Genomic DNA, 11,762 nt, shown 5'->3' on the forward strand with positions numbered 1-11,762 from the left:
TGCCACGCCACCCGTTCAGCTCCGGATATTCGATCGACAGATCGAGTACGTTCCGGCGGAACTCGGGCGAAAGGCATCGTGGACCCCGGGCACATCAAAGTCTACGGACCCGGCGGTGCAACTCAGTGTCAGTCAGGTAGGGGAGAGGTTGATTCGGTCCTGTCGGATGGATGTGGGAGAGGCTGAACGCAAACCAAAATTCAGTGACCGTGATGTGCCGTCCAAGTGTCTACAGATACCGCAGTATCTTGTGTTTGTCGTTCGCCTGATTTGCGCACATCGCTGAAGGCAAGCAAGGTTGCCGTGGCACTTGGAGAATGCTGTTGACGTGCATCGGAGGTGAGGCCGCGCCTATCTGGGTGCCTGTCCTGCTCCACTTACGATTCTGTCGTCGAACGAAGATCGTCGGTGCGCAGCATTGAACGCCTGAATGATCTGCTTCGTGATCCCTCCGGACGGGCACACTGCATAGTTATGAATCTTTGCCCAGCTGAGTACGGCCTGCAGCTGCTGCTCGGTATGTCCGAAGTCGAGGGGCTTTTCGACACCTTGGGTTTCTGCATCGACGGTCTCGGCGTCGATCCGTTGTGCACAAGCGATATATTGCCGGAGAACGGCTTTCAACTTTTCCGCATTGGCTGGCCTAAGATCGATCACGTAATCCGTTCCGCGGAAGGAGAATTCAATTCTCTCGTTGACCTCGTGGGCGACAGGCATCCCGTCGAGATCGTCGACGCACTGTTGAATCAGTCTCTCCACCAAGGTGCAATCCTCCGAGTTGTCTGCTTGATCCTCAGCGTATTCGTCAACTTTAGCGTGGACGTCCGCCGGGCCTAGATTTTCACGGAAAGTGTCTCCTAGTCGTTTTCCAGAAGTCACCCGCGCGGAGCCAGCGGATCGCTGCGATGCGGACTGTGACGGTGTAGGTTACCGGTTCCGGTCACGCGTAAGAGCATTTGCGGGCAGCAAGGGATCGACCCCTCGGGCCGACGTGACCGTGTACCTCCGCGGGGCCACCTGGCTGCGTGCCCGCTATTCCGGCCGGGGTGCGGTTGATCCGTCCGGTTGTTACTGGCGAGCGACCGGACGGATCGCCCATGTTTGCAAGTTCAATGGGTGAGGCATTAGTTGGTTTGGTCCATCGGATGAACCCCACCTGTTCTCACCGGTGGACCACTGATCTGCGTGTCGAACTTTCATCGGTCCCGACACGCATGGTCCGCCGACGGGATGTTCACAGCTGATGTCGGCGGACCGCCGAGACTGCGCGCCCGTCCCTGACAGTTCGTACGGGCCGACCACGGAGGTGCGGTCACGCTCCGGCGCCGGTGGGCACCTGGTCCGCGCGCGATAATCGGCGCGCTCGGTCCGTTCCGGTTCAGCGTGCGGCCCGGGGCGGACCACCGAGAACCGCGTGCCGCCTGAGTGGGCTAGGTCGGTGCCCGCCTCGCGACTCTCGGCGAGTGCCTGTTCGAGGCGGGGCATGTGCACAAGAACGCAGGTAGGGCCGTCGCTGTAGGGTGACTTTCTGGAGTCGTTTACGGTGATGAATGAGGTGCGCAACCATGGGATTCTCGGTCGAGCGGTTTGACCACATCGTGATCAACTGTCGTGACGTAGACGCCACAGCCCAGTGGTACGCGACAGTACTCGGAATGACGATCGAGCGATTCGGTCCCACGGCTCGCACTGCGGTGAAGTTCGGAATTCAGAAGATCAATTTGAGGCCGCTCGGAACGGTGGAGCAAGACCCCGGCTGGGCCACCGGTGCCGTCGAGGCGGCAGGTTCCGAGGATTTGTGCTTCGTCACGTCGGCTTCGCCGGATGCTGTCAGTGCCCACCTGGAGAGCTGTGGGGTGGAGGTGCTCGACGGGCCCGTGACCAAGCTAGGTGCCATGGGAGAGATGGTGTCGCACTATTGTCGGGATCTGGACGGCAATCTCGTCGAGATTGCCGTCTACCCGTGAACTGAGCACGCCGAGAATGGCTTACCGCCGTGGCAACACGGCCCGAGGCTGCCTCAGTCGCGGTCGCGTATTTCGAAGCAAGCAGTTGTCGGTGAGCGTCGCTGGCAGTGTGTCTGTCGTGTCGGGTACCGCGTGACTGTTGAATCCCGCTTCGCTGTGTTCAGGCGGTAATGCGTTGAGGGAGCTGACTCTGGCCTGCTCGGCCGGAGGAGCGAGGTGACGTCACGAAGGGCGAGTTGCAGCGGTCGAAGATCGAAGCGGTTTGCACGATTTCGCCTCGTGGCAAAGTGTGACGTCGGGATGCGGAATGACCGTTCGATTCACGCTAGTACTATCGGGGTCCGATATCGATATGCGAGGGGTGGGGTGATGAAAGAATTTCAGCGGGCCGCTGTGCGGCTTCACTTCCTTCATCACGCTGCGCAGGAACCGATTTACGGGGCCTGGATGTCGGAAGAACTCGCGCATCATCGCTACAAGATCAGCCGCCCAGATCTGTTCGGATTGGTATGAGGGGCGCCGATGGGCACCCGCCTGAACCCTCGACGCGAGATAGGCTGATCGGCGACGAAAGGCAAACCGCCGAAATCATTTGTCGCTGAGCCCTGTATCGGTCCGGGGTGGACGGAACATACTCGTACGTTGTTGCCGCACAGGTCGAGGGCCGCCGCCTTGGTAAGTCCTCGAAGGCCCCATTCGCTGGCAACGTAAGCACCCATTCCCTGGTATCCGGTCAGGCCCGCTGTGGAGGAGATGTTCACGATTGCACCTCCGCCTGCGGTTGTCAGGGACTTTGCAGCACAGTGTATTCCGAGCCCTGCTCCGTACAGGTTGGTATTGAGGACATGTTTGAACTGCGTGGGGCGTTGTAGTTGCACGCTTCCCGACTCGATGATTCCGGCATTGTTGACGAGGACGGACAGATGTCCGAAAGTTGACTCGGCTGTGTCGATGGCGGATTCCCAACTCTCCTGTTGTGTCACGTCGGAACGCTGGAACGCCACGCGGTCACCGAGTTTCGATGCTGTGGCGTTTCCTTCTCCTTCGAGGAGGTCGCCGATGAGGACTCCGAAGCCTTCTTCGGACAGGGCTTTGGCGATGGCCGCACCGACCTGGCTCGCTCCTCCGGAAATGAGAGCGCTTCTTCCGTTGTGGTCGGTCATGCGTAGCCCTTCAGTTGAAGTTGTCGGCCTTGCTGTCGAGATAGCTGATGATGCGTTGCCGCGCGAGTCGTTCGCTGAGTTCAGGTCGGGCTTGCGGCGTTGTCCAGGACAGATCGTCGAGGCAGCCTGTCACGACGATGTTGATGCATTCCGCCGAGATGAGTCCCTTGAACTCCGCGGCGAGTCGATTGACTGTGGTGGAGTATTGGTTGCGGTCCGAGGGCGAGTTCGGTGGTGATTGGGGTTCGAGGTGCGTTGTCACGTGTTCTGGTCCTTCTGGCGGGTGGGGGACGGCATGATCAGCAACGGGCAGGACGCTGTGTGCATGAGACGGCGACTCGTCGAGCCGAGTAGCATCGACGAGAATCCGCCCCGTCCTCGCCGTCCGACGAGTACGAGTTGTGCCGATTTCGATTCGATTTCCAATTGTCTTGCAGGATTGTCACGTACGACGACACATCGAACGGCGACGTCGGGGTACTCCTGCCTCCACCCCGCAAGCCTTTCCGCCAAGACCGCATGCTCGGCGGTTGAGATCGTGTCCCAGTCCAGCGATACACCGTCAGGGTCGGAGCGAAACACGGTTGTAAGGTCGGAGTCGCTCCAGGCATGGATTGCAGTGAGCTCCACTCCGTGGAGTGAAGCGGTCTCGAACGCTTCGGCAATCGCGGGTTCGCTGTTCTCTGTCCCGTCGATACCCACCACTATCGGACCGCTCATCTGCGGCTGTTTCGAATTCGGGACGTTTCGGATGACTGCGACAGGCACGTTCGAATGGAGTACCACTGCCGCGCTGACGGAGCCGAGTATCGCGTCGGCGAATTGGTTGAGCCCGTGTGATCCGACGACAAGCATTGCAGCCGTGCGGGATTCGTCAAGGAGTGTTTCTACACCGTTTCCGAATCTCAGCTTGTCGACGATCTGTAATTCTCTGTCTCCCAGCGTCGCTGCGGACAGCAGCGCCTCGGAACGAGCTGTGGAGAGTCGTTCGCGACCAACAGTTCGTTGGTCTGGGAACCGTGGTGCACCGAGTTTGACAGCACCGCCGAAAGTGGATGCTTCGTCAGGCATCACGGACAGTAAGTGGAGCGGTCGAGTGCGAAGTACGGCTTCTCGGGCCGCCCATCGAACTGCGGACAGCGCCGGTGCCGACCCGTCGACACCCACCACGATTGGTGCTCCGCGGTTCATGACGTTTCCTCTGATTCGAAATCCCGTGTGGTGCGAGCTGCCTCGAGGATCGACTCAGCCCAGGAGCGAACCGAAGCCCAATCCCGGAAGTCGCCTTCGGGCGCGTGAACGACTCGTACGGCTACTCGTTCACCGAACCCCAATCCTTCGCGGTCGAGTTTGCCTGCGAAGGATTTGTGTTCGACTGCACCGGTTTTCTCCATCAAGGTGGGGATGTCGGATGGAACACCGGTCGTGGATTCGCCGGAACCGATCGGTCCCGAGGAGAACAGCCAAACCTGGCGAAGCCGCAATGCATCCGAGAAGCGTTTGGTGAATTCCTCTGCGTCCTTCATCCAGTGCCCCATATAGATCGCGCTCCCGAGGACTATCGTGTCGTACGCGGTGAGTTCGAGAACGTCGTCGGGGTGTCGGCGGTCCGCGTCCATTCCGCTCTCTCGCAGGGATTTCGCGAGATAATCTGCGATTTCGCTTGTTGAACCGTGGCGGCTTGCGGCCGTGACCAGTGTCTTCATCCAATGCTCCGCTCGGGAATCAACACGGTGATTGCTCACATGCACTCGCCGTGCTCGGGTGATCGTGATTCGAATTGTGCCGGGGTCAGGACTTCCTGGTCAGGGCCGCGAGGTGCACGAAAAAGGGTCTTTCGGCCTTCTGATCCGTGTGCAGTCGGCACCTGTGGTGGTGGTTGTTGTGGGCTAGCGTCGACGGCAGGTGGCGACTCGACCGGTACGGCTGCTCAGGAGGCGCACAATGAACTCGCAAAGGTTTGCGCGGTTGGTGAGCGCAACAGGGGAGACAGTGGCGGTGATCGGCGAGAATGTCGATGCCAGGTCGTTCCCGGTCGGGGTGTGGTTGTTGACAGACGGTCGGCATGTCGTGGTCGTTGGTGAGGGCGGACCGCTTTCGGCGGAGGCGGTAGACGGGAAGGCTCTGATTGCGGCGGTACATGCGCGATGGCCTGGCGCTGTCGTGTTGGAGAGGTTGTCTGCATCGGAGAACGCAGCTGATCCCCGTGCCTACTCGGCCAGATACGTCGAGGTTCGAGAGGACGGTTCGCACGGCGAGCCCGCCTATACGGATCTGACCGACGCAGGATTCGCCCTCGATCCGCCGATTGACGTCGAGTGACGGCATCGCTGCTCAGACTTCGTCGGTGTCCGAAGCTGCCCGCGATGTAGATGTAGACGCCACGTTCACCGAGGAACTTGCAGCAAGGGTGTAACTTGTGGCGTGTATCGAAAGTTCGATCGGTGGGACATCTTTCGTCTCCGATGTCACGGTCACATCCGAATGGGTGCACTGTATTCGAAGGCGGTGGCCACGGTGAATTCTCGGTAGCTCTCGTCATCGAGTTCCACGTTCCCGACGCCGCCACTCTCGCTCAATTCGTGAAACAAGCAACCCCACGCCGCTCGATGCGTTTGTCGGGTATCGGTAACCACTCCGTCCATGTCGAACAAGACTGCTCGAAATACTTGTCCACCAATGACTACCGAGGCGTGCTCGGAGTTCTCGGGGCGCCAGATACTCATGGCATCAGTACTGCTGCACCGGTGACTCGATCGGCAGCCAGGTCTTCCAGCGCGCGATTCGCACGAGTGAGCGGATAGGGCGTGGTGTGGACATCGAGGTGGTGATTGCTGGCGAATTCGAGGAACTCCAAGGCATCTCGCCTGGTATTCGAACTTACCGAGCGAACCTCGCGCTCGTAGAACAGATGTTTCTGGTAGTTCAGCACAGGTATGTCGGAGAGGTGTATTCCGGCGATGGAGAGGACACCTCCGCGGTCCAGTGCCTCGAGAGCGGTGGGAACGAGTTCGCCGATCGGCGCGAAAAGCATTGCCGAATCGAGTGGTTCGGGTGGACGGTCGTATGCGCCCTGTACCGAAGTGACTCCGAGACAGTGGGCAAGCTCGCGCGCGGGCTCGCTGCGCGTCATCACATGTACTTCCGCGCCGCGAGCGATGGCCACCTGGGCCGCAAGGTGTGCACTCGCGCCGAATCCGTAGATTCCCAGCCGCCCTCCCTCGCGTAGGTCTGCGCGCTCGAGCGCGCGGAATCCTATGATTCCCGCGCACAGGAGTGGTGCAAGCTCGTTGTCGTGGTATCCCGACGGAAGTTTGAGTGCGAATCTTTCTGACACAGACGTATATTCGGCGTACCCGCCGTCGACATCCCAGCCGGTGTAGGTGGAGTTCGGGCACAGGTTCTCGTCTCCCCGTCGGCAGTAGCGGCATTCACCGCATGTCGAGTGGAGCCACGCAACCCCGACACGATCTCCCGGCAGGAACGCTTCGACAGATGTTCCGACTTCTTCGACGAGCCCGACCACCTCGTGACCGGGGACGATGTTGCGGCGGTGTACGGGCAGGTCGCCTTCGGCGACGTGAAGGTCGGTTCGGCACACTCCGCAGGCGAGAACCCGAACGAGTAGTTCATCGGCACCTATTGTCGGGCGTGGTACAAGTCTTCTGACGAGTGGGTGCGTCTCGACAGGTCCGGGTCTGTCGACGTGCCACGACATCATCCATTGTGCAGCGGGAACTCGGGGAGTCATCTCGTTCATCGGTGACTGTTGACGATCAACACCGGGCAGTGCGCGTCGTGAAGCACCTCTCGACAGGTGCTACCGAGGAGCATCCCACTGAATCCGCCACGACCGCGTCGACCCAGGACAACCAGTTGCGCTCGTTCGGTGTGATTCACGAGATTCCGCCCAGGCCTGTCCTTCACGACGACGGTGTTGACGCCGACATCTGGGTAGCGATCGGCGTAACCAGCGAGACTTTCGGCGAGTAGCGCGCGCTCGGTGTCCTGACGAGCGTGCCAATCGACCTCCCTGAACTTCGAGAAAACTACGTCGAGGGCGACGTCGGACCATGCGTGGACCGCAACTAACTCCACGCCGCGAATGGAGGCTTCCTCGAAGGCGGTTGCGATGGCGGGTTCGCTGTGTACGCTGCCGTCGACCCCGACTACAACAGGACGAGTGGCGACATCCCCGTCGCCAGCGAGTCCCCGAATGATGGCGACCGGGCACAGGGAGTGCACTGCCAGCGACGAACTCACCGAACCGACTAGACCGCCGGTGTATTCGCCGTGTCCGTGGCTTCCGACGACGATGACCCGGGCAGTTTTGGAGATATGGCGAAGGACTGGAATCGGAGGATCCGACGCCAGTTCGACATCGATCTCGACTGCACTGTCGCCGATCGCTTGCTTGGCCAGTTCGGTCGCCTCGGCAAGTCGTTTCTTGGCGGCTGCTTCTTGTTCGTCGAAGTAGAACGCCGGCATACCGATCGGAACGCCGTAGGTGGTCGGGGTGAACATTGTCGTCAGGAGGAGTAGAGGTGCGCCTTTGAGTGCGGCTTCATGCGCGCCCCACCACACCGCGTCCCGTGATTGCGACGACCCGTCAAATCCGACAACGACAGGTGGGTTGATTTTCACGACTGTTCTCCTTGCTCATCGCGATGGATGCCAACTGGCCGTGACCGAATTTTTCGCGAAAGCCATCGGCGACGGCAGAGGAGAAAGTCATTTTCGGTGTCACCAGTCGGTTGGATCTACATTCACACAATCGGTTCGTCGGTGACCATTGGCTCTACTGCGAAACGTGTGATCCTGCAACGCTCTCTACTGAGGGCCGTGCGAATGGCGTTGGGCCGCCCGAGATCGGAGGAGACGTGGACCTCACCAGACCGGATTCGAGCGTGATCCAACTTGCTGTCGATCTCGCGTGTCGTGCGCCGTCTCTGCACAACAGCCAACCCTGGCGATGGATCTACACGGACGGCAAACTGCAACTGTTCGGTGATCACAGCAGGCTACTGCGGGCTGCCGATCCCACGGGGCGGCAACTGCATATCAGTTGCGGTGCTGCTCTCGACCATCTGAGAGTAGGTCTCTTGGGGTTGCGCTGGAACGCAGAGATTCACTACGAACAACGTGCGGTGTCCCCGAGTCTTCTTGCCACTATCACCTTTCGGCATGACGGGCATCCCCGTTCCCACGACTTCGACATGTTGACGGCTATCCGACGTCGGCGGACCGACCGGCGATCCTTCGGGATATTCGAGGAGATCGACGACGTGGTCGACAGTGTGGCTCACGATGCCGCGGGCTGGGAGGTGGGAGTTGTGGTGCTGAACGAGGCTCAACGGACCGGCCTGACCGCCGCGACAGAAGCGACAGCTGCAGCCAGACGATACGACTCGGAGTATCAAGCCGAGCTTCATTGGTGGGCTGGGCATTCTTTGAAATCGGGCGGTATTCCCGCAACTGCACTTGTTTCCGGCGCCGGTGGCGTTCCGCTGGGACGGAAATTTCCCTTCCGTCCCGATTCGCCTGTAGAAGTCGGTGGCCCGATCGACGAATCCTCTGTCGTGGCCCTCGGTACCCCGGCTGACGCACGTATCGACTGGTTGCGAGCCGGGCAAGCGCTCTCTCGCGTCTTACTCGAGTCGACGGTGCGAGGTGCGGCGACTTGCCCGCTCTCGCACATGACCGAAGTGACAGTGAGTCGTTCGGTCATCGGGAAACTGGTTCCTGAGATCGGCGTGCCGCAGATGTTGGTCCGAATCGGGCGAGCGCCCGAGGCCACCCGGCCGGCGGAGACACCACGACGATCCGTCGCGGATGTCCTCACCCTGAGTTGAGCGGGGTGATTCGTTCGTCCGCCGCGGGGTAGTCGTTCTATGTGGGCGAATGCGCCGATGGTGGCAGAACGGATGGTTCGATGACGGACGTGTTCCTGGTGGATGATCACGAGGTTGTTCGGCGCGGCCTCGTCGAGTTGCTGGAGGACGACCCAGGGTTGCGAGTCGTTGGAGAGGCGTCGGACTACGCCCATGCCATTGCGCGGATCCCGGCTCTGAAGCCCGACGTGGCTGTGCTCGACGTTCGGCTTCCTGACGGAAACGGCATCGAACTGTGCCGTGAACTTCTGTCGAAGTTGCCTGGTTTGCGGTGTTTGATCCTCACCTCCTTCGAGGACGACCAGGCGATGCTCGACGCGATCCTGGCCGGTGCGAGTGGTTACGTGGTCAAGGACATCAAAGGCCTGGATCTCGCCCGAGCGGTTCGAGATGTCGGTGCGGGGAAATCGTTACTCGACAACAGGGCTGCTGCCGCCTTGATGGCCAAGCTGCGAACCGATGCAGCGGATAAGAACGGTCCATTCGAGGAACTGAGCCAACAAGAGCGCGTTTTGCTGGGATTGCTCGGGGAAGGATTGACGAATCGACAGATCGCGGCGCGGATGTTCTTGGCGGAGAAGACAGTGAAGAACTACGTGTCGCGATTGTTGAGCAAGCTGGGCGTCGAGAGACGAACTCAGGCGGCGATACTGGCAACAAAGATGCACGAACATCTGCCGCGGCCATGACGAACAGCGAGTCGGGCTCCCGCCTGGAGAGCGGGACGACGTCGGTCAAATTGGGCGTCCCGATGGAACAACTCGTCCACGTCGACGGGTTTCTCGAAGCCTTGCTGGCAGTGTCCTCCGGTCTGGATCTGGATTCGACGCTACGGACGATCGTCAAATCTGCCATCGCGTTGGTCGACGCGAAGTTCGGGGCGCTCGGTGTAGTCGGCGAGGGCGATGAGTTGAACCAGTTCGTCTTCGAAGGAATCGACGAGGAGACGACGAAGTTGATCGGTGACCTTCCGCGCGGGCGCGGTGTGCTCGGCGTTCTGATCTCCGATCCGAGGCCGTTGCGGTTGGGCGATCTGGCGGAGCACGACGCCTCGGTCGGCTTCCCGAAACACCATCCGCCGATGAGGACCTTTCTCGGGGTGCCGATTCAGACGCGCGGCAAGGTTTTCGGAAATCTCTACCTCGCTGAGAAATCGAACGGAGAGGAGTTTTCTGCGCGCGACGAAATGACAGTTCTCGGGTTTGCTGCAGCCGCTGGAATCGCGATCGACAATTCGCAGCTCTACGCGTTGGCTCGGATGAAGCAGGAGTGGATGCAGGCGACCAGCGAGGTAACCACCGAGTTGTTGGCCGGGGTGAATCCGCTGGAGGTCCTTCAATTGATCACAGACAGATCCTCGTCTCTCACACACTCCGACTGTGCGTTTCTCGCCGTGCCCCCCGACCCGGAAGTAACAGGACGAGAGCCAGCCGAGCTGGTAATCACAGTTGCCAGTGGACCCGAATCCGACATCCTGGTGGGGCACAGCATTCCGTTGGACTGCTCGACGTCCGGTGCCGCCTACAGGTCGAATATGCCGATTTCAACCGAGTCGTTGGCCTTCGATCCTGGATTCGGTGACGAGAACGAGTACGGACCCGCGATCGTACTGCCGCTGAGAGACGGCCAGTACATTCAGGGCGTTCTGGTCGTGTTGAAAGTAAAGGGATCTGAGCAATACACCGCCGATCAGGTTTCGTTGATGTCGGCGTTCGCCGACCAGGGTGGGGTTGCGCTGCGGCTGGCTGACAATCAGCGTCGGATGCGCGAAATGGATATTCTCTCGGATCGGGATCGGATTGCTCGTGACCTTCACGATCACGTGATTCAGCGGCTCTTCGCCGTAGGGTTGTCCGTACAGGGGACCCTTCAGCGTGCGCGCGCGCCGGAAGTGCAGAGGCGTCTCGACGCGACCATCGGTGACTTGCAAGAAATAATTCAGGACATTCGCCGTGTCATTTTCGACCTGCATTCAGGTGACGACGGAGCGCTGTCTCTCCGAAAACGATTGAACCAGGTAGTAGCAGAAGCGAGCGCTGACACCGAATTGCGGATAACTGTCCAAGTCCGAGGGCCGCTGTCAGTTGTAGATGACTCGTTGGGAGAGCAAGCTGAGGCGGTAGTACGAGAGGCTCTCAGCAACGTGGTCCAGCATGCCCACGCGTCCACCGTTGGGATCACCGTCGACGTGCACGATGCATTGACCATCGTGATCGAGGATGACGGTATAGGTTTCGAACCGACCACGCACCGGCGTGGATTGAAGAACCTGTGCGACAGGGCGCTCGCACGGGACGGGACGTTCGAGGTACGGCCGCTCCCTGGATGCGGTACGAAGCTGGTCTGGTCGGTGCCACTACCAGACTGGAACGGGTGACGATGATCAAAGTGCTGATCGAGTACGCGAGTGCCAACGGGTCGACTCGAGGAATCGCCTGCGCGGCGTTTCCACACTGAACTCACTCTTGGTCACCGTAGTAACGGTAGTGCTGTTGGGTACGGCTGCATCGAATTGCTGATGAGAGCTACTGGTGTGGCAGCACTTCCGGGAAGCAGGCGGGCACGTCCCAAGCAGACCCTCGGCCGCGTGCGATCTCGTGGACCGTAAACTCACTCGTGACGAGTCGAACAAGTTGTGGGTCACGGATATCGCCGAATATTCCTGAATGAACTGGCAATGAAACAAGTCGACGGATCGAAAGATGTTTTCTGTCAGTACGTTTCGACAAAGAAATGAGCCG

At 60.1% G+C, this 11,762-nt stretch carries 14 protein-coding genes and 1 pseudogene; 6 read left to right on the forward strand and 9 right to left on the reverse strand.

The window, feature by feature from the left end; translation table 11 throughout:
- Window positions 1-351 precede the first annotated feature (351 nt).
- Window positions 352-759 (reverse strand): Lsr2 dimerization domain-containing protein, encoded by a 408-nt coding sequence (locus tag ACVZUB_RS31555; protein WP_482628959.1) that lies wholly within the window; start codon window positions 757-759, stop codon window positions 352-354.
- An 806-nt stretch (window positions 760-1,565) separates the two neighbouring features.
- On the opposite strand from ACVZUB_RS31555, the gene ACVZUB_RS31560 reads away from it, so the two are divergent.
- Both ACVZUB_RS31560 and ACVZUB_RS31565 read left to right on the forward strand, forming a co-directional pair.
- A complete protein-coding gene (locus ACVZUB_RS31560; protein ID WP_376137859.1) occupies window positions 1,566-1,967 on the forward strand; it encodes a VOC family protein in 402 nt (133 codons plus the stop codon).
- Between the two features lie 369 nt (window positions 1,968-2,336).
- Window positions 2,337-2,468 (forward strand): annotated as a pseudogene (locus ACVZUB_RS31565) (PadR family transcriptional regulator); the annotation flags it as partial.
- Here the strand turns inward: ACVZUB_RS31565 and ACVZUB_RS31570 are convergent.
- Genes ACVZUB_RS31570 through ACVZUB_RS31585 form a run of 4 tightly spaced genes read right to left on the reverse strand, consistent with a single transcriptional unit; the run spans window position 2,441 to window position 4,836 of the window.
- A complete protein-coding gene (locus ACVZUB_RS31570) occupies window positions 2,441-3,130 on the reverse strand; it encodes an SDR family NAD(P)-dependent oxidoreductase (protein WP_482628567.1) in 690 nt (229 codons plus the stop codon). The pseudogene ACVZUB_RS31565 and the gene ACVZUB_RS31570 sit on opposite strands and share 28 nt — an antisense overlap.
- A gap of 10 nt (window positions 3,131-3,140) precedes the next feature.
- Window positions 3,141-3,392, reverse strand: a complete 252-nt coding sequence (locus ACVZUB_RS31575; protein ID WP_064444989.1) for a hypothetical protein — start codon at window positions 3,390-3,392, stop codon at window positions 3,141-3,143.
- Window positions 3,389-4,321 (reverse strand): universal stress protein, encoded by a 933-nt coding sequence (locus ACVZUB_RS31580; protein ID WP_376137864.1) that lies wholly within the window; start codon window positions 4,319-4,321, stop codon window positions 3,389-3,391. The genes ACVZUB_RS31575 and ACVZUB_RS31580 overlap by 4 nt, the downstream gene beginning before the upstream one ends.
- Window positions 4,318-4,836: a flavodoxin domain-containing protein gene (locus tag ACVZUB_RS31585; protein ID WP_482628568.1), complete on the reverse strand. Its 519-nt coding sequence runs from the start codon at window positions 4,834-4,836 to the stop codon at window positions 4,318-4,320. The genes ACVZUB_RS31580 and ACVZUB_RS31585 overlap by 4 nt, the downstream gene beginning before the upstream one ends.
- 238 nt (window positions 4,837-5,074) lie before the next feature.
- Between ACVZUB_RS31585 and ACVZUB_RS31590 the strand changes: the two genes are divergently transcribed.
- Window positions 5,075-5,452 carry a hypothetical protein gene (locus tag ACVZUB_RS31590; protein WP_376137868.1) on the forward strand — a complete coding sequence of 126 codons (378 nt, stop codon included), beginning with the start codon at window positions 5,075-5,077 and terminating at the stop codon, window positions 5,450-5,452.
- Between the two features lie 12 nt (window positions 5,453-5,464).
- Here ACVZUB_RS31590 and ACVZUB_RS31595 read toward each other — a convergent pair whose 3' ends face one another.
- From ACVZUB_RS31595 to ACVZUB_RS31610, 4 genes are read right to left on the reverse strand one after another with little or no spacing between them, the layout of a single operon-like run.
- On the reverse strand, window positions 5,465-5,608 hold the full coding sequence (locus tag ACVZUB_RS31595; protein WP_482628569.1) for a hypothetical protein: 144 nt from the start codon (window positions 5,606-5,608) through the stop codon (window positions 5,465-5,467).
- The gene (locus ACVZUB_RS31600) at window positions 5,605-5,856 is read right to left on the reverse strand and encodes an HAD family hydrolase (RefSeq protein WP_376137870.1); all 252 of its coding nucleotides are present in this window, start codon (window positions 5,854-5,856) and stop codon (window positions 5,605-5,607) included. Before ACVZUB_RS31600 ends, ACVZUB_RS31595 begins: the two co-directional genes overlap by 4 nt.
- Complete coding sequence (locus ACVZUB_RS31605) at window positions 5,853-6,851, reverse strand: zinc-dependent alcohol dehydrogenase family protein (protein ID WP_482628960.1); 999 nt, start codon at window positions 6,849-6,851, stop codon at window positions 5,853-5,855. Before ACVZUB_RS31605 ends, ACVZUB_RS31600 begins: the two co-directional genes overlap by 4 nt.
- Window positions 6,852-6,886: 35 nt before the next feature.
- Window positions 6,887-7,774: a universal stress protein gene (locus tag ACVZUB_RS31610; protein ID WP_482628570.1), complete on the reverse strand. Its 888-nt coding sequence runs from the start codon at window positions 7,772-7,774 to the stop codon at window positions 6,887-6,889.
- Window positions 7,775-8,010: 236 nt separating this feature from the next.
- Between ACVZUB_RS31610 and ACVZUB_RS31615 the strand changes: the two genes are divergently transcribed.
- The 3 genes from ACVZUB_RS31615 (at window position 8,011) to ACVZUB_RS31625 (ending at window position 11,398) form a co-directional block, all read left to right on the forward strand.
- Window positions 8,011-8,982 carry an Acg family FMN-binding oxidoreductase gene (locus tag ACVZUB_RS31615; RefSeq protein WP_376137874.1) on the forward strand — a complete coding sequence of 324 codons (972 nt, stop codon included), beginning with the start codon at window positions 8,011-8,013 and terminating at the stop codon, window positions 8,980-8,982.
- Window positions 8,983-9,062: 80 nt separating this feature from the next.
- Window positions 9,063-9,710: a response regulator transcription factor gene (locus tag ACVZUB_RS31620; RefSeq protein WP_376137876.1), complete on the forward strand. Its 648-nt coding sequence runs from the start codon at window positions 9,063-9,065 to the stop codon at window positions 9,708-9,710.
- A complete protein-coding gene (locus tag ACVZUB_RS31625; RefSeq protein ID WP_482628571.1) occupies window positions 9,707-11,398 on the forward strand; it encodes a GAF domain-containing sensor histidine kinase in 1,692 nt (563 codons plus the stop codon). The genes ACVZUB_RS31620 and ACVZUB_RS31625 overlap by 4 nt, the downstream gene beginning before the upstream one ends.
- Window positions 11,399-11,762: the final 364 nt, after the last annotated feature.

It is taken from the genome of Rhodococcus sp. OS5, from assembly GCF_056837585.1.